Annotated in this window: 20 protein-coding genes and 1 pseudogene; 13 read left to right on the top strand and 8 right to left on the bottom strand. The window is 58.0% G+C overall.

The genetic code is table 11. The annotated features are described in order from the left end of the window. Window position 1: 1 nt before the first annotated feature. Together LJ725_RS22185 and LJ725_RS22180 are read right to left on the bottom strand one after the other, a co-directional pair. The gene (locus tag LJ725_RS22185; RefSeq protein ID WP_230553131.1) at window positions 2–1849 is read right to left on the bottom strand and encodes a glycosyltransferase; all 1848 of its coding nucleotides are present in this window, start codon (window positions 1847–1849) and stop codon (window positions 2–4) included. 8 nt (window positions 1850–1857) lie between these two features. Then, window positions 1858–2544, bottom strand: a complete 687-nt coding sequence (locus tag LJ725_RS22180) for a hypothetical protein (RefSeq protein WP_230553130.1) — start codon at window positions 2542–2544, stop codon at window positions 1858–1860. 79 nt (window positions 2545–2623) lie between these two features. On the opposite strand from LJ725_RS22180, the gene LJ725_RS22175 reads away from it, so the two are divergent. After that, entirely contained in the window at window positions 2624–2995 is a 372-nt protein-coding gene (locus tag LJ725_RS22175; RefSeq protein ID WP_230553129.1) for a hypothetical protein, read from the top strand. A gap of 191 nt (window positions 2996–3186) precedes the next feature. On the opposite strand, the gene LJ725_RS22170 is transcribed toward LJ725_RS22175, so the two are convergent. Next, window positions 3187–4209, bottom strand: a complete 1023-nt coding sequence (locus LJ725_RS22170) for a hypothetical protein (protein WP_230553128.1) — start codon at window positions 4207–4209, stop codon at window positions 3187–3189. A 292-nt stretch (window positions 4210–4501) separates the two neighbouring features. Between LJ725_RS22170 and LJ725_RS22165 the strand changes: the two genes are divergently transcribed. From LJ725_RS22165 to LJ725_RS22155, 3 genes are read left to right on the top strand one after another with little or no spacing between them, the layout of a single operon-like run. Continuing rightward, a complete protein-coding gene (locus LJ725_RS22165; protein ID WP_230553127.1) occupies window positions 4502–5875 on the top strand; it encodes a hypothetical protein in 1374 nt (457 codons plus the stop codon). A 47-nt stretch (window positions 5876–5922) separates the two neighbouring features. Next, window positions 5923–7020, top strand: a complete 1098-nt coding sequence (gene gmd / locus LJ725_RS22160; RefSeq protein WP_230553126.1) for a GDP-mannose 4,6-dehydratase — start codon at window positions 5923–5925, stop codon at window positions 7018–7020. A 31-nt stretch (window positions 7021–7051) separates the two neighbouring features. Then, window positions 7052–8014 (top strand): GDP-L-fucose synthase family protein, encoded by a 963-nt coding sequence (locus LJ725_RS22155; RefSeq protein ID WP_329958384.1) that lies wholly within the window; start codon window positions 7052–7054, stop codon window positions 8012–8014. Here LJ725_RS22155 and LJ725_RS22150 read toward each other — a convergent pair. Both LJ725_RS22150 and LJ725_RS22145 read right to left on the bottom strand, forming a co-directional pair. Further along, window positions 8007–8621 carry a class I SAM-dependent methyltransferase gene (locus tag LJ725_RS22150; RefSeq protein ID WP_230553125.1) on the bottom strand — a complete coding sequence of 205 codons (615 nt, stop codon included), beginning with the start codon at window positions 8619–8621 and terminating at the stop codon, window positions 8007–8009. The genes LJ725_RS22155 and LJ725_RS22150 overlap by 8 nt on opposite strands. An 82-nt stretch (window positions 8622–8703) precedes the next feature. Continuing rightward, complete coding sequence (locus LJ725_RS22145; RefSeq protein WP_230553124.1) at window positions 8704–9786, bottom strand: hypothetical protein; 1083 nt, start codon at window positions 9784–9786, stop codon at window positions 8704–8706. 375 nt (window positions 9787–10161) lie between these two features. Here LJ725_RS22145 and LJ725_RS22140 point away from each other — a divergent pair, with 375 nt between their 5' ends. The 5 genes from LJ725_RS22140 to LJ725_RS22120 all read left to right on the top strand — a co-directional run bounded on the left by LJ725_RS22140 (window position 10162) and on the right by LJ725_RS22120 (window position 14515). Continuing rightward, window positions 10162–11262 (top strand): hypothetical protein, encoded by a 1101-nt coding sequence (locus tag LJ725_RS22140; RefSeq protein WP_230553123.1) that lies wholly within the window; start codon window positions 10162–10164, stop codon window positions 11260–11262. A 272-nt stretch (window positions 11263–11534) separates the two neighbouring features. Then, window positions 11535–11732: a hypothetical protein gene (locus tag LJ725_RS22135; RefSeq protein WP_230553122.1), complete on the top strand. Its 198-nt coding sequence runs from the start codon at window positions 11535–11537 to the stop codon at window positions 11730–11732. 372 nt (window positions 11733–12104) lie between these two features. Beyond that, complete coding sequence (locus LJ725_RS22130) at window positions 12105–12893, top strand: ABC transporter permease (RefSeq protein WP_230553121.1); 789 nt, start codon at window positions 12105–12107, stop codon at window positions 12891–12893. A gap of 235 nt (window positions 12894–13128) precedes the next feature. Beyond that, a complete protein-coding gene (locus LJ725_RS22125) occupies window positions 13129–14265 on the top strand; it encodes a hypothetical protein (protein ID WP_230553120.1) in 1137 nt (378 codons plus the stop codon). Window positions 14266–14371: 106 nt separating this feature from the next. Next, window positions 14372–14515, top strand: coding sequence for a hypothetical protein (locus LJ725_RS22120; RefSeq protein ID WP_230553119.1), 144 nt, complete (start codon window positions 14372–14374; stop codon window positions 14513–14515). An 86-nt stretch (window positions 14516–14601) separates the two neighbouring features. Here LJ725_RS22120 and LJ725_RS22115 read toward each other — a convergent pair whose 3' ends face one another. After that, entirely contained in the window at window positions 14602–15681 is a 1080-nt protein-coding gene (locus LJ725_RS22115) for a hypothetical protein (protein ID WP_230553118.1), read from the bottom strand. A gap of 874 nt (window positions 15682–16555) precedes the next feature. Here LJ725_RS22115 and LJ725_RS22110 point away from each other — a divergent pair. Further along, entirely contained in the window at window positions 16556–17689 is a 1134-nt protein-coding gene (locus tag LJ725_RS22110; RefSeq protein ID WP_230553117.1) for an FkbM family methyltransferase, read from the top strand. Between the two features lie 846 nt (window positions 17690–18535). Here LJ725_RS22110 and LJ725_RS22105 read toward each other — a convergent pair. Then, window positions 18536–18772, bottom strand: a complete 237-nt coding sequence (locus LJ725_RS22105; protein WP_230553116.1) for a hypothetical protein — start codon at window positions 18770–18772, stop codon at window positions 18536–18538. A gap of 148 nt (window positions 18773–18920) precedes the next feature. On the opposite strand from LJ725_RS22105, the gene LJ725_RS22100 reads away from it, so the two are divergent. The 3 genes and pseudogenes from LJ725_RS22100 to LJ725_RS22090 all read left to right on the top strand — a co-directional run bounded on the left by LJ725_RS22100 (window position 18921) and on the right by LJ725_RS22090 (window position 21824). Further along, on the top strand, window positions 18921–19109 hold the full coding sequence (locus LJ725_RS22100; protein WP_230553115.1) for a hypothetical protein: 189 nt from the start codon (window positions 18921–18923) through the stop codon (window positions 19107–19109). 288 nt (window positions 19110–19397) lie between these two features. Next, window positions 19398–19703: pseudogene (locus LJ725_RS22095) on the top strand (DDE-type integrase/transposase/recombinase); the annotation flags it as partial. A 396-nt stretch (window positions 19704–20099) separates the two neighbouring features. Continuing rightward, the gene (locus tag LJ725_RS22090; RefSeq protein ID WP_230553113.1) at window positions 20100–21824 is read left to right on the top strand and encodes an ATP-binding cassette domain-containing protein; all 1725 of its coding nucleotides are present in this window, start codon (window positions 20100–20102) and stop codon (window positions 21822–21824) included. Window positions 21825–21894: 70 nt separating this feature from the next. On the opposite strand, the gene LJ725_RS22085 is transcribed toward LJ725_RS22090, so the two are convergent. Continuing rightward, the coding region (locus tag LJ725_RS22085) for a phosphomannose isomerase type II C-terminal cupin domain (protein ID WP_230553112.1) at window positions 21895–22099 on the bottom strand (205 nt) is incomplete at its 5' end.

The following is a 22099-nucleotide window of genomic DNA, read 5'->3' as shown; positions in this document are numbered from 1 at the left end:
TCTACAATTCCTCGAACTGGAGGTTCTGCGCGTATCTCGCCAGGAGCTCCGCATCGAAAGCGCCGGCATAGGCCTCGAACACGAACAGGCGCGCGCTTTCCTGGTCGAGCTTGTTTGCTGCCATGTCGGCCCGGGTGGTGTCGCGGTGGTACCGCACGGCGGGTGACTGCAGGGCCCCAATGCGCAGACCGGCAGCCTGAGACTTCGCGAGCGTCACCCAGTCGATAGAGGGATAATCGTATCCCGGATCGCGAAAGCCACCCGATTCCAGGAAGGTGTCGCGCCGTACTGCCATGGCGGTGTCGCCGAATGCGTTGAAGAACAGGCCTGCCGAATGAGCCTGCCCTATGAACATGAGTCGCCCCGTGGACGGAGCCTCCTCGGAATCTCCATCATCGAACAGATCGAGCGCCGTCACGACGATATCGAAGCCTCCGGCGGCCACGGCCCGCGCCAGACGCTCGACGCCCGATGGCAGGTAGTAGTTGTCGTCGTCCAGGAAAAGCACGGTTTCGTTGCTGGCTTGCGCGAGCCCTAGGTTGAGGGCGGTCGCCTGCGGCACGGCTCTGGCCAAACGGACGATACGCAGATGAGGCCGATTGCCAGCCCGCGATCGAATCTCCTCCTCGATCGAAGGATGGTTGCTCGCATTGTCGAGTACGATGATCTCGACGGGGGTACCGTCGATGCTGTCCGGGATGCTCGCGAGTGCTCTTGTAAGCTGCACCACGCGGTTGAAGTGGACCACGCACACGGTGACACCCCGGGCAGGTGGCGCCTGAGACGCCGGTCGAAGGGAGCATTGGGCGAGTTCGATCACCAGCCGGCCCCAATCCGTCATCGGCGGTGCGGTCCCGGGCGCGGCGACTGGCTCGCCGGCGAGGACGCTGCGCAGCGCGGCCTCGGTCCGGTCGACCAGACCCGGGCCGCCGGCCGAGGCGGTCGGAAGAACGATGAGGTGATGGGCTACAGACCGGAGGACATCTGCATCCTCGTCATCGTCCACGAAGGTAATCGCCAGGCGACCTTGTTTGCGGACGTACGACAGAGCCTCGGCGCGGTCTCCCGTATCGATCACCTTGAAGGGGAAGCTCCAGCGACTTCCTCGCATGCCGAGCCATTCCCTGCCGATCCCCTGGACGTCGCTGCGTGCGGGACCGAGGAGGGTCACCATCCGATCTTCCAGCAGCCCGTCGCTCGCGACACGCTGGATGGCCTCGGTGAACTCGACGATTCCGCTGCCGCGCCGGACCGGACCCACGAAGACGATCTCGGCGATCGCGCCTGTCGTCGGTCCTTCGGTTCGATCGGGACGGCGGGGCAGGGACGCTTCGATCATTCGCAAGGTGTCGGCGGGCAGGATCGCCTGCAGAGCCTCCCCGATCGGACCGGGAGCAATCAGTGCGTCGGCCATGGCAAGCGCCTGTCGTTCGAGGGCGTCGGCGATCAGTGGCGACAGTCCGGTTGCCTGGTCATCGGTGCGGAGGAAACGACGGCGGGACGGCGTATCGCACCACAAGGCAACGCGGGTGCCGGAAAAGGCCTCGCCGCAAGCCCTGGCCATCAGCACGCCCTGCGCCAGGCCCCCGTTCAGAGGTGCGATCACGAGATCCGGATCGAGGGCGGCCAACTTCTCTCCGAGACGATATGCGGCGAGCATCGGCTCGGCGGCCACGGCGCGATTGAGACCGGTGAGCGTGGGGGAGGCTCGAAGGTCCTCAGCCGCTGCACCGTCGTAGAGGCTTACATCGTGACCCAGCTGTCGCAGCAGCGCCGCCAGTCCGGCAAATCGATTCGTGCTGCCGGGCCAACTGGCGGATCGGTCCCGGTCTACGAGGGCGATCTTCATCGATCGAACTACAGGCGTGCGACGAAAGAGGCGTCGAGTGCGACGTCTTCGATGGTCAGGGACGTTATCTGTCCGGCAGGAAGCGGAAAACAGAATCCATGATAGCCGTCGCGCCGGCCGTCGACGACTTCGGCGCGATAGAGGGTCGCACGTTGGCGTCCGATGAAACGACCATTGCAGTAGAGTTGCAGGTTTCGACGAAGCTCCGGTCGCGCGGTATCGAGAGCCCAACCACTTATGCGACCTGGGAACAGGCTGTCGATCTGCAGTTCATACGAAGCGGCACGATGCTTCTGGGCGCCGCTTCCTGCTGGTGCAACGATCGAAGCAGGAGGCAGTTCGACCGTGGATCGTCCTTGCAAGACGTACACCGCAGCGGCTTCTCCCGAGGCGGGGATGGGCAGCGAGAATCCGCAATGTCCATCGCCCATGCCTGCCCTCTGAACATCGGCGCGATAGCGGTCAGCCAGCGTCACAAAGCGGCGGCCACCGGGATTTTGCAGCGCGACCGTCAGCCGCTGCAGCGGATTGCGACGATCGAATGCCCAACCGTGCAGGCGGCCACGGCTTGGCCCATCGACACACCCGACGATGTGTGGGCGTCGTAGCAACTTGAAGAGGCCAGCAATGATTCGTGCCGGCATTATTGCCGTGGTGCTGCAAGCGACTCCAAAGCGACTGCTGAAGGTCATCATGAGCTTTTTGGAAATGACTCCGTAGCGTCAACTTTATAGACTAGATCATCTGCTCAAAGGGCTGATCTGGGGGAAGAGTATGCTGCTTTTTATCGACCAACCGAAACATATCCGCGTGCTCCGGAGCATTCCGGACTCGTCGGGCGCCATGAAGCGGGAGCGTCTCGGGCTGATCGCCAAGGGCACGCTGGAGCCGACGCCGGAACTCGAAGCCGCGGTGCAGCCCGAGGAGAAGGAAGAACTCGCCAAGGCAATCGAGATGTTCCGCAATGCCCAGGGTATCCAGAAGCGAGCGGCAGCCCTCGGCTTCCCGGAAACAATGCGGATCGTGGTGGACTACGTTCAGAGCGAAGCCAGCGAGAGCGAGAAGAAGATCATCATCGCAGCTCTGATGGAAGGTGTGCGGCTGATCCGGAAGGCTGCCAAGCAGGAAGCCGAACAAGGCATATAAAGTCGTCTCAGCGGGCGGTAGCGGCATGCTCCGCCTGAGCAGGGCATGCCGCGAACTGACTGGAGCAGGATCTTAGCGTCGCGCCGTTCCCGCACATCAGGGGTCTTGGCATCTTCGTTGTCACTAGCCGCGATACGCGTACCTTCCGATAGCCTTGTCTGGCTTGGGTGACGCGTCCGAGTAGGCGCCGATCAGATATCGGCGTCGGCGGCTTCCGGGATCGGTGCTCCCTTGGCACGGCAAGCAATTTCGGCGCCCCTGAGGGCTTCACGCAGCCGCGGCGAGCGCTCGGAGTCCGCTTCCTCCGGGTATTCCGACCTTACGAATTCGAGATAGGCCTGGGCTGCCTTCGCGCCCTGCAGCTTGCGGATGAGCCGGGCTCTCGACAGTGCCATGAGGAAACGCCGGGCGGGGTCGGTCGAGCGTTGCAGCGCCACGGCGGAGAGCCGAAGCTGCTCCGACGCGTCCAGTCTTTCCTCGATCCGGAGCGTCGCCTCCTGGGGGATCTGCTTCTTGCAGAGAAACACGGCTGTCGAGCCAATCTCGCCGACGAAGGTGAAGTACTCGGAGAGGGCCTCCTGATAGGTCTTCACGTACGGCAGCAGATCGTAGAAGTAGTCCTGCTGGATGACGATCGAGCGGCCCGGAATCAATCGGGAGTAGTAGTTTTCGACGACGAACTTGTTGATCTCCGGCAGCTTGAGCACATCGAGAAAGAGGATCTCGATGGGGTGGTTTATGGCTCCGGTCTCCTGGATGTCGCCGAGCCGCAACTCCACGACATTGACGACAGGGGCGATGTTGCCCTGCACCAGATCCGAAAAGGAATCGCCGGGAGCCCCGCTGAACTCGAGGCCGTTCCGCTTGAAGAAGAGGGGCATGGTGGGCGTGACGATGCCCCGTTCGAAGGAAACGATCGGGCGCTGCCACTTCTTGACCGACGCCGGAAGATTGGGATTCTCGTGCAGTCCTTCCCCGAAACACCGCGTCGACGCACCCAGGAAGATGCCTGCATCGACGATCAGGCCTTCGCCCTCGTAGTACCTCGCAGCCAGCCCGTAGAGGAACCGACGCTCGGCGACGGACATCATCGACGGCACCGACAGTACCGACTTCGGCAGCACTCCAACTAGTCGATTGAAGGGCGGCATGAGATTTGTGGTTCGCAGGCTCAGTTTTGAGGGCTGCATTTCAGTAGTAGAGGTGTCGCTCATGGTCACCTTGATCTTCCCTAGAAAAGTCGCAAAGCTCAGCAGAGTGAGAGCGGGATGCAGTCCTCACGTTGTGATCCGGCCGTTTCAGCGCGGACTGTTCGCCAACCGTGGCCAAAACTATCAAGTAATGGTGAACAGGTGTAACATGCTATACGTACAGCCCTAGTGACGCGTTAATTTGTCGAGGATACTATCGCGTAGCTACTTCAGAGCAAAGGCGCGAGGCTGGCTGGAGCTGCCTCAGGCTGTCCACGGATTTTACCGCACGCGTCGATCGAGGAGCATCGGGTTTATGCCTGATACGCATGATTCTCCGTTCAGCAGAGATACACAGCAGGGGACTCAGCGTCCTCGTGAAATGCCCCCGTTTACCTCCGACGACAGCGACTTCGCTGATCCAATCGTGCGGGGGCCAGCTGGCATACAGACCGTTCTGCCGGCGACGAAGGAAAAGACAGATGGTCGCGCGCTCAATGTGGATTTGCCGCCGCTACCGCAGCGCAAGCCGCGATCGCGACGAAAACTGGCATGGTCTTTTCTGCTGTGCGTCATTTTGCCGACCGGGCTTGTTGCACTCTACTATTACCTGTTCGCTGCAGACCAATACGTCGCTGAGTTCAAGTTCGCCGTCATGGAGTCCAGCCCGGTACTTCCGGGAAGTCCACCTCCGATTAACGCTACATCTCCAAGTGCTGCCATGGGCGGAGCTGGCGGGTTTGCTCTGATGGGCGGCGCAATGCTGGGCGGCTCTACCGCGACGATGCAGAATTACGTCGTCACCGATTACCTGCTCAGCAGACAGGTCGTTGAGGAATTGCAGCGCCGTATCGACGTTCGCTCGCTTTACGACAGCGATGTGGTCAAGAATGATCTCTGGGCACGCTTTGCCAGGAGCCTACCGATGGAGCGGTTCCTTGTTTACTGGAACCGGATGGTCACGGCGAACTACGATCCGATGACGGGACTGGCCGTTGTGACTGTCAGGGCGTTTTCGCCACAGGACGCTCTGTTGATTGCCAATACAATGGTTATGCTTTCGGAAGATTTGGTAAACGGTGTCGCGAAAAGACCGCAGATGGACTCCGTGCGATTCGCCGAAGGCGAGGTCCGGCGGGCCGAGGAGCGTCTTAGGGCGGCACGTCAGGAGCTGACGGATTACCGGCTCAAAGAGGGGCTGATCGATCCGAGTGGGGCTCTTTCCACGAATGTAGCGCTAGTTCAGACCTTGCGCGGCCAGCTCATACAGCAGCAGGCCGACCTCGCCACTCTTCTGAGTCAGCAACAAAATCCGAATACGCCTGCGGCACAATCCCTACGCTCTCGCATTGCCGCCACCAAGGATCAATTAGACAAGATGGTGAAGGAGGTTTCGAAAGACAGGGAAGGCAACAAGGTCCTAACCGACCTCGTCGGACGCTACGAGCGGTTGGATCTGGAGCGTCAGTACGCGCAGGCGGGATACGTAGCGGCACAACAGGCGTTCGATCAGGCACGGGCTAATGCCGCGGCGCAGCACCTGTATCTTACCCCCTATGTACGTCCGGTACTTGCCGAGAGTTCGACATATCCTAGGCGGGGTCAATCAACACTCATTGCAGCGCTGGCTTTTTTTGGTATCTGGATAGTGGGTCTCATGGTTGTGCGTGCCGTCGGCGAGCATGTCTAATGCGGTGTATAGACGGAACGAACTGCGGATCCTAAGGGAGTACTGAAGTGGCTTCGCCAATTGCACTAATTACCGGCGTCACAGGTCAAGACGGCGCGTATCTTGCAGACTTGCTGCTCAAGAAGGGCTATGTCGTCCACGGCATCAAGAGGAGGTCTTCCAGCTTCAATACACCCCGCGTCGACGATATGCTGGAGCGGCAGGTCAAGGAGGGATTGCCGTTCTATCTGCATCACGGCGATCTCACGGACAGCATGAGTCTGGTGCGACTGATCCAGAGCGTTCAGCCAACTGAAATCTACAACCTTGGGGCGCAAAGCCACGTTATGGTGAGCTTCGAGACTCCGGAATACACGGCGAACGCAGACGCGACAGGCGTATTGCGTCTTCTCGAGGCCGTTCGAATTCTGGGTATCGAGCGCAGCGTCCGCTTCTATCAGGCGTCGACATCGGAGCTCTATGGAGCGACGCCGCCGCCGCAAAGTGAGACAACGACGTTTCATCCGCGCAGCCCCTATGCCGTGGCGAAGCTCTACGCGTACTGGATCGTGGTAAACTATCGGGAAGCCTACGGTATCCATGCATCCAATGGTATCTTGTTCAACCATGAAAGCCCGCTGCGTGGCGAGACTTTTGTCACACGCAAGATTACGAGAGCGGTGGCAGCCATCGTTCAGGGCAAGCAACAGGAGTTGCTTCTCGGCAACCTGGATGCCCGCAGGGATTGGGGGCATGCTGCGGACTATGTCGAGGGCATATGGCGGATCGTGCAACACGACGTTCCCGATGATTTCGTTTTGGCGACCGGCGAAGCCCATAGTGTTCGCGAATTTGTCGAACTGGCGTTTCGCGAAGTCGGAATCGATATTTCCTGGGAAGGTCAAGGCATAGGGGAACGAGGCATCGACAGAAAGACCGGCCAGACGCGCATTAGGGTGGATGCGCGGTACTTCCGTCCGACGGAGGTTGACTTTCTGTTGGGAGACCCTTCGAAGGCTCGGCGTTTGTTGGACTGGAAGCATCGCATCAGCTTCCAAGAGCTCGTAAGAGAGATGGTTGAGGTGGACCTTGCTCTCGGCAAAACGAGTCATTCCGTTGTTGGGCCCAAAGGTGTCACCTTACGGCTTTCTGAAGTCAGGGATTGAGAGTCACAGGCAGAGTTGAGGATAGTTGGCCATGACGTTTTCACTGAAGGGCAAGTCTGTCTGGGTTACCGGCCATCGGGGCATGGTTGGTAGCGCGCTGGTACGGGCGTTGAGCAAGTCAGAGGATTGCCGGATATTGACAGCGACCCGACAGGAGGTCGACCTAAAGGACTTGTCGGCCGTCCGACGCTGGATGTCCGACAATCGCCCTGACGTCGTGATTGTTGCGGCGGGTAAAGTCGGTGGCGTTCTCGCCAACAACTCTTTCCCGGCGGACTTTCTTTACGAGAACTTGGCGATCTCGACCAACCTCATACACTCTTCGTTCGAAGGGAAAGTCGAGAAGCTGCTTTATCTTGGCTCGAGCTGCATCTATCCGCGCCTGGCCGAGCAGCCGATAGTGGAAGAGTCGCTTCTCGCGGGTCCTCTGGAGCCAACGAACGAGGGGTATGCTGTCGCGAAGATCGCGGGCATCAAACTGTGCCAGGCCTATCGCAAGCAGTATGGCTGCAATTTCATTTCCGCGATGCCTACCAACCTCTACGGCCCGAACGATAACTTCGACCTCGCCTCGAGCCACGTCATGCCCGCGCTGATCCGAAAGATGCATGCGGCCAAACTCGCCGACGAGCCCGTTACGCTCTGGGGCACGGGAACGCCCAAGCGGGAGTTCCTCCATGTCGACGACATGGCCGATGCCTGCCTCTTTCTGCTAAAGAACTACGACGGATTCGGCCATATCAACATCGGAAGCGGGGTCGACTACAAGATCAGCGAACTGGCCGAGATGATTGGAGATGTCGTTGGCTACCGCGGCGGCTTCAACTATGACACCACGAAGCCGGACGGGATGCCGCGCAAGCTAATGGATGGGACCAAACTGGCGGCCATGGGTTGGCGCGCGAAGATCGACATCCACGAGGGTATTCGCAAGGCCTACGACTGGTACCTCAAGAATGTCGAGCAGACTGGATCGGCGCCCAGGCCTACTTGACGGCTTCCATGTTCAGGCTGACCAGCGTCCCATTGGTCTTGTCCATGTGCGGCAGGTAGGCTTGGCTGTAGTCATCAAGATTGTGGTGTTCCGTAGAACGCCAATCCCAAAGCCGGCAATGTGAGAATCCCACGCCCTTCAGGCGTGCTTCGAGCGTTTCCTGGTCGAAGAGGACGTAGTGAAAATCATGGTCGTTGCGCTGGCCGCCGATGATCAGTCCCATGATGTCGTTGATGCCGTTTGCCAACTTGCCTTCGAGATAGAGCCGGCTGCACGCCTTGAAGTCGGGGACCGCCAGGCGCAGGACCCCGCCGGGCCGCAGCACGCGATGCCATTCCCGAAGCACGTTGTCGACTTCGTGGCGCCCGAAATGCTCGAGGACGTGAGACGCATAGATGAGATCGACCGTTTCGTCCGACAGGAAGTCGAGACGGTCGATCAAGGCGACGCGATCTACATTGGGGTATTCCAGTGCATCGACGTGATAGAAACCCGGGATGTGTTTCGGGCCGCATCCCAGGTGAAGCTTCAGCGGCCCGGCGCTGATGGAAGAATCGCGGAACGCGGTTGATTCGTCGCGAACTGCCTCGGGTGAGTTTGGGTTCATCTTGAAGTCCTCCTGGTGCGCACTCCGGCAAACCTTCCAGGCGCACCGCAGCGCGATAGGAATATCTCACTTCAGCCCATGTCTACAATGCGGCAGGGAGCGCTTCTTCAGCTTCCAAAGGCCTCATGCGCGAACGTCGCAGATACTGCTTTTCGAGCTCGTTGCGTAGAATTCGGCTGCCGTCGGCACCGATCTGCACGTCGTTCAGATACTCGACGTGAAGATGCCTTTCGAGTTGCTCCAGGCTGCCGGCGACCGCGACGTTCGTCAATTCGCTGTTCCCCAGCGTTGCGGCGAAGGACGCGTAGTTGCTTCCCGTGCTGATGATGCGGCTCGCGCCTACCAGGAGGTTGAAGTCTAGGAAGGCCTTCTGGATCGGATAGCGCATGCGGAACGCCCCGGCATCCACAAAGTGACGCCTGCCGAACGTCTTAACGAAGTGATCCAAGGTATCGGGGCTGTCGGAAAAATAGACGATCTTCTGCCCTGCGGTGATCGCGGCTTCTATCGACTTGTAATAGAACTCGTTCAAGGCAGTCCGGCAGACATAGTGGCCCATCAGGAGAGCAAGCCGTTCAGGAGTGAGCGCGCCTTCGGCAAGCTTCGGCAGGTCCTGTCGGAGCATCTCGTCAACATCGCCGCGGCGAACGTGAAGACCGACATATTGTTCGTCACCGATACGCTGACCGGCAATCCCGATCGACCGCGTGATCGCGGGATCGTGGGGCAGGCGATCGTAAAGTTTGCGGAGGGTATTGTAGGTGTATTCCCGCGTTCGAGGCTCGTCGGCGAACGAGAAGACAACCGCATCCTGCTCATAGAATGTCGAAGGGTTCTCGGCAAAATAGGCCCTGTCGAAGGCCCGGGGCCGCATAGCCGCAAATTCCTTGTCCCGCAGGCTGCGCCGGGGGAGGGGGTAGCTGACCGGTCCCTCGAGAAAGACGAGATCGTCGCCACCGCCGGCCGCGTAGAAATCCCGCAAATTGAAGATCAGTGAAGGGCTGTAATCCGTGCCGTCGAACTGATGCCAGAACACCGGCAGGGAGGGCCAGACCATGACGACGCGCGCGTCGATCTGGTCGGCGAACCGCCATGCGTAAAAAAGATGCTTGAGGCGCGCGATTAGGCGATCACCTCTACGGACGAAAATAGTTGAGCGCGTCATCTGCTCGAACCCGTGTACTGTGCTGGGAACAGAGCAGGAAGTTGTATCCCAGCAGGAAGGCTGAGGCCATCCTGCCGCGCGATATTCACGACTTGCCGCAAGACCCTAGTCGATCACCATTTTTTATAAGCCAGTTCCTGGCAGAAGGCCACTCCAGTGCGGCGAAATCACAGGATAGGCCGCGAAAACCGATGGTTTCATACTCGGCCGATTCGTGGGCCCAAGCGCAACGTTTGTGACGCCACGGACGCGAAGCTATAAACTCGCGGAAGGTTCCAACACCTTAGGTATCGGAGCAGGCACCATGGTGCACGCTTCGATCTTCTAGCATTGGATCGAATATATGCTTCAAGAGTATGTTGCCAGGAGCAGGGCATGCATCTGAGTTCCGCGAGATCGCGCCGGCGGCGTCCGACGTTCTTCATGAAGCGAAGCGATCGCCTGATCGCGCGACTGAAGCACCTACTGTACGGCCTGCGATTCGCGAGGCAGGTCGACGGTCAAATGATCATGGCGTGGACGCCATTGCCAAATTGGTTTCAGCAGTTTGATACCAAAGATTACCACGTCAATCTGCTATTCGACATTCGAGAGTATTACGCGTCTGGCGGTAGCCGCGATCTGATCTTCTTTGACTCGGTGACGCCTTTTCCGGCGGGCCTGCTCAGCCTGCAGGGCCCTGAGTTCGAGACGATGAGGCCCTCGAAGTTCGAGCGCGAATTCTTTCTGAAAGATAACCCGACAGTCTACAGCGGCGTATATCACGGCTACCAGTTCGCCGATGAAGGAAAGAGCCAGGCGGCGTTGGATGCCGAGGTCCGCGAAATCTACGCGGAGCTTCCTCACGACCCCGTCGTGGCGCGAATTCTTGCTAGTGCTAAGGTGAGAATGAATACCGAGAACTACGCCGTGCTTCACGTCCGCAAGGGCGATGTCGGTGAGATGCTCAAGCGAGATCTTCCGCTGCTGGCGGAAGATGCGCTCGATATGAAAGCGCTGCGCCTTACTCTTAGTCACTACGTGAGCAGAACTGCGCCGTTCGAACTCTACTACCCGGAAATTCAGAAATGTATCGACGGTGGTCTCAAGCTACTTTTCACGTCCGACTCGCCGGAAACTCTAGGGCATTTCGCGGAGAAATTCGGCGCCAAGCACTTTATCGACATCAACCGATTCGTGCGGGCAAGATATCCGATTCAAAAGGCGTTCCTCGACTTCAACATGATGATCGGTGGCACGAAGGTCATCAGTACAGGCAGCACGTATGCCGCGTTCGCCGCAAATTTGGGGGGCAGCCCGTTGATCAGCGTGGCGATGACCGGATCTGTTGATCAGTCTGTTCAGTTTCTTTTCGATGAGTACTGTCCCGCTCTCGCCACAAACGCGAAAGTGAGGCGGGTTCTGGAGGAGGAGATTGCGGGCGTGTATAAAACGAAGGGTAAGACTCCGAACCCTTCGCTTGCGCCGCCTGGCTAGTGGCACTAGCTTCCGCTGCTCTCGTTCGCTGCCGCACTCTTGTTGGAATACACACCGGGCTGTGAGCCCGATTGAGCACGGTCGTGACGGCCATGATGCGAGGTGTATTTGCAGGACGGCAGCTTTCACAGTGCTCATGTCATGTCCATTTGTCCTTGCTCCCAACTCAGGACAGGAATCGAGTGGCTGAGCCTTCACGGAGTAGTGCTCCAGCTTCGAACCGTTGGCTGCCCTAAGCGGCTGCGGTATAGATTGCCAAGAAGGAGCCCAACATGATCGCAATTAATTTTCCTCATGAAAGCGATCTGACGCTCAAGGACGACGGCATGAACGGAATGGCTCTTCAGGCTGCCGTTGCGATCACGACTGCCGTTATTGCGAAGGGCGAGTCGGGTCTCGATCATGCGACTATCCGAGCCCTCTTCAGGAATATCGCGACCGATGCGAAGACCATCATGGCAAGGAAGTAGGGACCCAACCGCTTGAAGGCCAAAGCGGGTGCGTTTGCCCTTCCCAGTCGAGTGAAATGCATGGAAATGGTTTGCACAGGGATTGATGCCGGCTTTTGCGTGCAGATTGGATCCATCAGGCCCATTTTTTACGGGCGACATTCAGCTGGATACGCCAGAAGGATTTCTTCAGAAGCTTCAGCATCTGCGTGCGAATCGACGTTCGATGGGCGTCAACGAGTGGAGCACCCGCTCCGCCATTATCGATCGAGCGCTGGTGGAACTGGGGAGTAGGCTTGTGATTGAACCCAATGCTGCACTTCGGGATCTTCGGACGGAGGATCAGCAAACGATGGTGTCGAGGGGGCGTCGTGGAGAGACCGGGGTGGGCAAGTGACTGGATCCCGGGCCCGTAATTTGTTTGATGGCTTGCTGTCTTGGGCCTCAAACCTCATCTTCCTGATGGGGACCTCCTTCGGCGAGCGTTATCGGCGAAGCAAGCTCTCGATCCTGCTGGCGATCGGCGAGCCGCTCGGCGTAATCGCGATATTTGCCGGGACGCATTCTCTGATCACCTCTAGGGCCCCCTTTGGCCCCTCAGTGGTCCTCTTCTTCGCGACGGGCATTCTGCCGTTCTATCTGTTCTTTCACATCTCTTGGCGCATGCGCGCCTGGGACCACTTGCGCCGGTTGCCGAGAGTGACGGAAGTCGACCTGTTTCTCATTCATGTCCTGGATGAGTTGCTAACCAAGGTCGTCATTATCATCATCCTTGGGTTTGCAATCTGGCTGACCGGCATAGAACAGGCAATTCCGCAGGATCCTTTGCGGTGCCTGCTGGCATTGCTCATTATCGCTGTGCAAGGGGCAGCCGTCGGGCTGCTCAATGCCGTGATCGCCGGCTTCTTTTTCTCGTGGCTATACATTTACGCCATACTAATCAGGGGCTGGATGGCTTTTTCCGGTGTGCTGTTCGTGGTGGACTACATGCCACCCGCGCTGCGTGAAATCGCAATCTGGAATCCCATCACTCACGCCATCACATACTATAGGTTTGGCTACTATGCTGATTATCCGCACCGTACACTAGAGATGGAATACTTGCTGTGGTCCACGGCAGGCCTCTTTTTCTTCGCTATCGTAGCCATTGTGAGCACGAGGCCATATCGCTCGACTGTGTAGTGGTCTCCGCCTCGGGGGCAGCGGCGGACGTTCTACAAATGAAGGGTAATGATGACGGCCTTGAGGTGTCGGAGGTTATACGCCCGCGTGCATCCGAACTGAGTACTGACGGGCACCGCGGGCAGATCGCAGTATCTCGTCGAAGTCGGAAATCTCTAGCGCCTGTATTGCTGCTGGGCGAGTTTCGAACTTGCTATCTACGCCGGAAATTGCAGATTTATACTTTGGAAGAGATATGGCAGCCATCACGGGGTCACACGCCATGCACCGCTTACTCACCATTTTAATCCTGCTGGTAACGTCTGTCTTTGGACAGGCGCGCGCCGCTGATCTCTTCACAGAAGAGATGGTGGCCTCGACGGGCCTCCAAGTATGGCGGCTTGCCCCAATGCCGGCTGAGGATGGGATCCAGAATTACATCCACCACCCGGTCTCTATCGCCTACAACACCGACAGCGCCAGGTCGATACAGTCGCGATCGAAGCACGTCCAGTACGCTTGGCTGCAGTGGGCTAACAGGTGCGATCTATGCGCCTCGAACACTTTCAATCACAATCCGAACAGTTTCGGTCCCGTGCTCTACGCTAAGGGTTTGCAGGCTAGAACGAGTTACACGAGCTATGAGCGTGCCGATGCCGCCACGATGGCGGCCCTGCTCTCCGCCTTGGGAGAGGACTGGCGCGGCGTAACCAGAGCCGCGGGAATACCGGACGAGCACGTAATCTCGTATGCGGCCGCCGCAGCCGACCCAGAAAGATATTTCACCAATTTCCACGTCGTTGGGAAGCGATCCTTCATGACGGCTACCGATCTTGTTGTCCTTGCCCCGGCAGTTCTTTCCTCCGGAACGGCGCGGGTCTGGGGCATCCTCTGCGATTGCGAATTCGCCGACATGCGGCCGGCGTCGCTACTGACCCCATTCATGGTCAAGATGGCGGAGGCGGTTCACGCGAGAGGCTATAAGTTGGCACTTGCCCCCAATGATCCGCTCGGCTCCGGCATGACAGGCGGCTATTGCGGAGTCGGCGTGGGAACAAGGAATTGCGATGTCACCAACCTCCCTGAGATCGCTTCGATTGTTGACGGTATCACGATGGTGGCCAACGTTCCTCCGCCCAAAGGCCACACATTCAGGTCCTCGCTGGACGCCCGCCTGGCGTTGTTCGGTGGGCCGAAGAAGTCGCTCATGCTGCAGTTTGTCCTGGGGATTGACAAAACCACTCTGGACAACGCCCGCGAGGCCCACGACTTCATCAAACGAAACGGCATCCGAGACGTGTTATTTTCACCTGTCTACGACCGTGCGACGGGGGAACGATGCAGCCATACGGGGCAGAAGATCGGCATCGTACTCGGTCTGCCGCCTTGCTAAGGCCGATGCGCAGGTTGATTAGGCATCCAAACGCCGTGCGAGCGAAAGACTGCGTTGGACAATTTGCTTCGTACCGGGCCAGCCGTTGGAGTGGTAGGCTCAGATCATGACGCTGAAGGCGCTTTGCGACTTCTCGCTGCATCTCTTGCTCGATGCTATCGCTTGGTTCCACAATGACTCAGTCGAGTACACCATTGCTGCGATGATTCTACTCGCCATGATAGTGCAGGGTCTTCAAGCCGCGAATTGAGCGCGGCGATAGACGCCGCCGCTCAACTACCGATACTGTTCTGCTTCTTGGCAGAATTCGACTTTCGAGACTACGTCAGCGGCGGTTCAATCGGTCTTGGCCTGCGGTGACGACAATGCGGACGGTGTGCTGTCGGCTGCTACGGCAACATATTCCGTATGTCTCGAACAAAGTTCCTTGGTTGCCGCCCAAGCCGCCTTACTGCGCGCGTTGAAATCTTCCGCCTTAAGCTTGGCGCGGCTCGCTCGAAGTTCATGCAACTCTCTCAGGATGCCTGCTGGCGTCGCTAGATCTGGCCCATGAGGATCTTTTCTCTCCAACGTGTTGGCGGGGCGACCTTGGAATTGTCCGTGGAACCAATACTCGGAAAGGAACTGCAGGCTCTCGGGGCCGAACTCGTAGTTTTTCCCAAACCAGCTCAACCGTCCGAGCGTCTGATAGATCTTTCCATTATAGGCACACCAGATGAAGTTATCGCGGTCAGTACGCATCCGTGACAGTCTATTGTCGGTAATTCCTGCACCAGCAAACTTGTCGAACTCCTCTTTGACGGCGAAGAAGCAGTTTCCATTCGTTACGGCGATGAGTTCGTATCCCTTCGTCTTGGCGAGTTCGACCAGGGCGGCCGCCGAACAGCCCTCATTGATGCTCATGTCCCGATCTTGGATGAAGACCACACAATTAGGCACTGTAGGGTTAAACTCGATCACCACAACCCTTGGCCGGTACTCGACAATGGATTCCCAGATATGCCAGTCGATGCCGTCGACGTCGATACTCAGTAGATCGAAGTTCTTTGGAATCGGAGTCGTCGCGAGGTGATAATCGATGGTATCGACGCCCTTCTCGAAACCAATCATGGCGCAGAGGGGGATGACCTTATTGTTGCCGGGATAGTTCTCTCGGATCTGGTGACACCGTTCCGGGTTGCCCTCGATCATGACGGCGCTCCAGCCTGCATTGCGGATCAGGTTGCAAGTGTTTGACAGGAACACGCCGTCCCAAGCGCCGAACTCGACGCACCACTTGTTCTGAGCGCCAATGATGCGGAAGATTTCCGCTAGAATTCCGTCTTCTCCCCCCTGCGAGTAGACGTTCTTATAGGCCTTCGCCAAGGCATTGTTGTTTTCCGAATCGCCCCGCGGGAGGACCTTGATCACCGGCATACTTGGTCACCATTTTACTTTTGCTACTGCAACCGTAGTGACTGCCCCGGAGCGGGTCAATATGGTTACCATAGGGGGCTCCAGTACACTGTCCGCCCTCTAAGCTCCTAATTGTCGCAGGTCTGATAGCTGGCCGCGCCTTCACGCCAAACAAGAGGAAATGTGTCTAGAATCTTACACCAGTCGGCAATGGCTGTGCTTCACTTGTCAGTTATCTCGTGACCTGTTTCCCCCAAACTCTCCTGTAGTGGACTAGGGTCCGTTCGGGGAGAGCAAACATGAAACGGAAGTGATCTAGCGAAGAGTAGATCAGCGGAATGCTTAAGCTGCACAGTGCTGGGGCGAAGCCTTCGGAACTTTGCCGCCTGCACGGGATCAGCGAAGCGACGGTGTAAACCGGCGAGGCCGATACGGCGTCATCGAAGTATGCATTGAGACCAGGGCTCCCTTCGTCGTGCGCGGGAGGTGAACCGGCGGCGGTCACTCGTCGTCGCCAGCGATCAGCTCCGCAGCAGCCGCTGGTTCCGGCCGCTCAACGCGATCGATGACTTCAACACTCCGCGAGGGCCGGCAAGAGCACTAGGACGGACGCTGTGCTCGATGGGGCGCCGCACCATTAGCTACCAGAGAAAAAAGTGGAGCAGACTCAACCTGCCGACGGATGAATAATGGGCAGCGGGTCGCACGACTTCGTCCAATGACCGGAGAACTCATTCGAGTCTTGACGGGACAACATCAGATCAAGCCTATTACACACTGTTGCCAATCGCGTGGCAGCCTAACCTCGGCAGACGCTCCACTTATCGATGCGGAAACTCTGTTCAGACAACCAGGGCCACTTCACAGTCCTCCAGCGACAGAATAAGGGATGTCTATGGCAGCCGTAGCACGAGACCCGTCTTTTGCACTCAGTTACCTCCAGTACATGAATGAGTTTGGCTTCCCGAGAGGGGGCATCATTCATGTGGGCGCAAACAATGCCTTGGAGTGCAAGTTCTACAACGCCTATGGCAAGGTCCCTGTAGCCTTCTTCGAGGCGATGCCGGACGTTTTCGCAAAATCCAAGGAAACGCTTGAGCGGTTTCCCTTGCAGCGTATATTTCACGCATGCTGCGCCGATGTGGATGGAAAGCCGGTAACGTTTAACATTTCCAACAGTCGTGGGATGGCTTCGAGCATGTTGCCAGCCGGACGGCTCACGGAGTTGCACCCCGGCATTCACTATATCGACAAGGTCGAGATGAAGACAAGCCGTGTGGAAACGATCCTGCGGCAGCATTATACGCCAGAAGACTTCAACCTCGCTGTGATCGACACGCAAGGGGCAGATCTTCTTGTGCTGAAAGGGTTCGGAGCGTTCCTTGATCGCCTGGAGGGGATCTACGTCGAAATCTCGGAGGAGCCGCTATATGAGGGCGGTGCGCGCTTTGATGAGATACGGCAGTATCTTGTCGACAAGGGATTTGTCCTCACGAAGATGTATTATAATGCAGTGTTTTGGGGGAATGCTTTCTTCACTCGGCGAGCCCCTATCTATCTGCATGAAACTCGTTCTGCCGTCTCCGTTGGTAAGCCTGTTTCGATGAGTAGTACGCATCTGACATATAAGGCTGAGAACGGGAATGATGGCAATCCGCTGCAGCGGCACAAGCTGTTCAGCACCAAGAGCCAGAAGGATGCTTGGTGGAAAGTAGACTTGGAGGCTCTTACGCCGATCAAGAAAATCTACCTATTCGATTATGCTCCACAGGCTGCTCGGTCCGCATCTATGGTCGTCGAGGTCAGCGAAGACGGAGAGACGTTCGATATCGTATACGACCGGAAGGTCACGCCTCGGCTTGGCGCCGGCCCAACTGTAATCCACTTGGCCGGCAGGAAGGCCCGCTGGGTGCGGGCACGCCTCACCGATAGGGAATACCTGCAAATGCAGCAGATCGCTGTCGTGGCCGACGACGAGGCCGTTGCCCGGCATGGCATGGGGGTGGCCAAGACACAGGCCGCAGTCTAAGTCTCCAAGTAGCTAAGGCACTCTGGCGCCAAGTCTATGCACGAGACAATTCAGCTACTCCCCCGAGATTCAGACAGTGGCGTGAGTTCTGGAGATGAGGCTGCTGGTCTTCACTTGACGAGAGCGGCGATGACAAAGCGGAAGCAGCACAAGCCTTAGTCAAGACGCGGGTTGTGCTTGAGGCAATAAAGGGCGAGCAGACGGTTGGCAAACTGGCGAGCCAATTCGGCGTCCATCCGACGATCGTGCATCAATGAAAGGAGGCACCGGTCGAAGGGCGGCCGAGGCCGTTCAGCGTGGCCGCACCACTTTAGAGCCGGTAGATGCCGGTCGCATCAACGAGCTACATGCCAAGGTCGGCGAGTTGAGCGTGGAACGGGGCGAGGCACCTCAAACTGATGGCCAGGATCGCCCTTCAGTTCTTGGAGACACTACTCTACGCGGCAGGGGATATGACGTGCACCTGAAGGCCAGAGGTCATGCGGTGAGCGTCAAACCGGTTTGCCGCCCGATGTGACTGATGGGCTTGATACTGATCTGCCAGCAGCCTCGGACCAGAATCCTAGCGAACAAGCATTATCCATCTCTGCCGCGGCGCGTTGGCAGGGATCGGCTCAATCAGGACGGTGTGCTGATATCACCGACATCTCGGTGGCCACGGATTCTGGTCGAAATGTATCGAGCAACGCTATGCCTTGCGGTCCGGGCTTACCCGGCCCTCCCCCCCCCCCGACAGCCCTTGCAGTGGAATACGCCTCAATTCAAACCGACTGGCAACCTGCAGCTTGAACTACCGCCAACTTTTTACACCTTGAGAGTAGCTCTTTGGTCAGGTAGCAAATACACCTAGCTGGCTGGGGGCGAGTTCTCTTCCTTCGCTACCTTTGGCACCAAGGTGCTCATGGCATCGGCCGCGATATTCTTAAAGAGCGCCCTGATGGTCGCGTAATCGGATGGCTTTATGGAGTCGCTCTTAGCGATGATGGCCGTTGTAATTGCAACGGCAGCCTGCAGGGACATTCCACGCGAGCCATCGGCCGTAAGCGCGAATTTGCTTCCGGCCGGAAAATTGACTTCGGTCATCTTGCCCTCGCTAGTTGTCTTGTCACGGTGATTGAGCTGAAATACTGCGCGAAACACACAGCGCACATCCTAAATGAGCGCGTTGGTATAAGAAAGACATTCCAAGACCAAATGAGAGCCGGCCCAGGGAAGTGGGAAAGCACGCCAAATGGAGTTTCTGTCGGGTCGCGTGCAGAAAAATGTCCCTCGCTCCAGAGAGACGATGGTGAAAAATCTTCGCGGGAACCATGTACCGGCCTTCAAGGCGAAGGTGGCTCTCGCTGCGATCCCGGCCGAGGTGACGCTGGCTCAGTTAGCTGAGAATTTTGACCGCCACCTGTACGAGATGAAAACGTAGAAAGATCAACTTCAAGAAGATACTGCCGACGTGTTTGATCCGGTCAGGGGTAGTGGAGAGATGCAACCCGAAGTGGATGTGAGATCGTTACATGGCAAGATCGCAGTGCTGACGCTGGAGAGCGGTTATCGAGAAAGAGCGCTCAGCAAGGCCGGCCTGTTAAGCCCAAGGCCATTATCGACTGCAAGTACAAGCTGCCGATCGCGAGACAGCGAAGGCTCCGCGTATCTGCTGCGTCGGATGTCGGCGGTCGACTTGGAGGTTGTGCGGTCAAACTAGGTTTGACCAATCGACTTTACCTACATCCCGACGGCTCATGGCTCCGTCTATCTGGTCGGCGTGCTCGATTGGTTGAGCCCCCGCGCGCTGTCGAGGCGGCTGTCAATCAACATGGAAAAGGAGTTCTGTGTTGAGGCTCTCGAGGATGCTTCGGCGCATCGCAGCAAGCCGGAGTTGTTCAATACCGACCAGGGCAGCCCGCTCACGGGCGCGGCAATTAGCGGCGTTCTGGTGAAAACCGGCATGGCAATTAGCATGGACGGCAAAGGGCGATGGCGCGAGAATGTTTTCGACGAGCGGCTATGGCGTAGTTTGACGAACCCCGCGAACTGCACGACGAATTCAATCAGCAGGGTTATCGGGGCGGCATGATCTTTCGTAATTGCGTTCGGCAGGGTGGGGCTTGTCCCAGAACGGAAAACCAGGTCACAAGCTGTTTGACGTTGGAGGCATGCGACGGAGAGTTTGCCTCCATGAGGTCGAGCGGATCCTTGGCAACAGTGCGGGAAGGAGGAACGTGGGCCCGCTCAGCGGGCAGTTGATGGTATCGAGTGCTACTGGACCCCTATTTCGAGTGCCTCGTGCCTGTGTATGGCAGAAGGCAGTGAGCGACGGCAGGTTTCGTCCTGTGTCGCGGCATTTTATCCCGGTGCTCGTTCGTTGGTCGGAGGAGGGCCTCCTCCGATGCGGAAGCACCTGACGGCGGAAGCGATGATAGTTCTCAAGTCAGTCGAAAAGACCTTTGGCGCGGGCAAACATCGTCGAAAGATCCTCGATGGAATCGAAGCGGAGTTCGAGCCGGGGCGTCACTATGTGATTCTTGGCGCTCGAGGCGCAGGCAAGACAACGTTGCTGCGGATTATCGCGGGAATCGCGAGTGCAACGCGCGGCAATGTCCAGCGACGCGGAACGATCTCTTTGCCTCTCGGCACAGCCGCTGGCTACGCGTTGGGGAAGACGGCGCGGGAATTAGCGGCTTTCTTTGCGAACCTCTACGAGGTCGATCCAAACGACGTCGTTGCTTTCGTTACGGCGTTTTCGGATTTGAACGATTCCATAGACCTTCCGGTGGCATCGCTGCCGCCGTCGCAGCGTGCGTTGCTGAGCTACGCGATTGGCTATGCAATCCCTTGTGACTTCTATCTTTTTGATGATTCCGTCACATTTGGGTCAGCGAGTATACGAGCGGCTTTTCTGCGAGCGTTCGAGTCCCGCCGTGCCTCCAGCGCCACGATTCTCGCCACCCGGAACATTCGAGACGTTGGAAAGTTGGGCGAGATAGGGTGTCTGTTACACGATGGACGCTTGCACACATTCGGCAGTGTCGAGAAAGCGGTCCAGGTCTACCAGCGCCTGGAGATCGCGGCTCTGGATCCTGGCCGTGCTTACGCTCAAGGGCTCATCGGAACGAGCGGGCCGAAGAGTGCGCATTCGTACCTCAAATCGCATCTGAAGGAGAATGGGAACGACGTTGGAGCCCATGAGCTGCTGGCGAGCTTGTCCGTGCGCCTGGGTGCTTCATCCGATGCGCTGACTGCCTCGCATGAGGCTTTGAAGCAGGGGTCGACATCCGCGGATATGCATCTGATCCAGGCGAAAGCGGCGGCGAGCAACGCAAGGTTCCTCGAAGCCATGGAGCGCGCGAACATTGTTCTGGAGATGGTGCCTGACCATCGCGAAGCGCGGGTTGTGGTTGCGCGGTGTCAGGAAGCCCTGGGAAATTTCGAGGACGCTGCTCAAATATGGTTGAGCCTTTCCGATGAGGCATCAGCGCTGAGAGCCTTCATGAGAGGCGGCAATTGGAAGGCCGTGCTGAAGTTGACGAGGCGGTCCCTCGAGACAAAGCCACGCGACACTCGTTTGCTGGCAATGCAAGCGCGGGCGCTATTGGAGGTTGCTGATTGGGAGGGTCTTGTTCGGGGGATTGAAGACCTCGCTGATATCCAACGAGAAGAGGCGCTCAACATCGTTTATAGGCTTGTACGGAGCGAGAACTGGAGCGCCGTTCGGGAGGTGCTCCCGCGGCTTGGACGATTTGACCTCTCTCTCTTTCGGGGTACTCGAAACGTAGATCTCATTATCCGGCTGCTCGGACGAGGAAGCGCTGCCGAACATGCAGCGGGCCGTCACGTCGAAGCCCAGCAGTTGATAGATGTAATCGCGGCGATAGACCCAGGCCTTGCTGTTCCGCTGCCGCAGGCAAAGGCTACCTCAACTGTCCCGGTGGGGACGGTTGGGCCTGAACAGCCTGCGCTGGGAACGGCTGAAGAAATCGTGCGGGAACTTTATCGACTGAAGGTCGGTCGAGGCAGCGTAGAGCTTGTCGAGTTCAATGAACGGAACCGGGCCGCTTGGGTGGCGGCCAAGGCGTTGGTTGGAGATATCGACGGCGCCGTTCCCGAGGACAATAGCAGAGCGAGCGATCCGAAGGACTAGGTGCATAACAGTCAGACTTGTCCAAGCGGCCGAATCCGTTTGAGGATTTGAAACTCTTCAGTCACGAGCCTCACACCCGGGCGTATATGTCCTCGTAGCGGACGATGTCGTCCTCCTCGACATAGTCGCCGGTCTGCACCTCGACCACCTCGAGGAGCTCGCTGCCGGGATTGGCGAGGCGATGGACGCCGCCGATCGGGATGTAGGTCGATTCGTTCTCGCGCAGGGTCATGACCTTGCCGTCGAGCGTGACCTCGGCGACGCCCTTCACGACC

The organism is Reyranella aquatilis, assembly GCF_020880995.1.
GTDB classification, from domain to species: domain Bacteria; phylum Pseudomonadota; class Alphaproteobacteria; order Reyranellales; family Reyranellaceae; genus Reyranella; species Reyranella aquatilis.
This window is presented reverse-complemented; position numbering and strand designations above follow the sequence as displayed.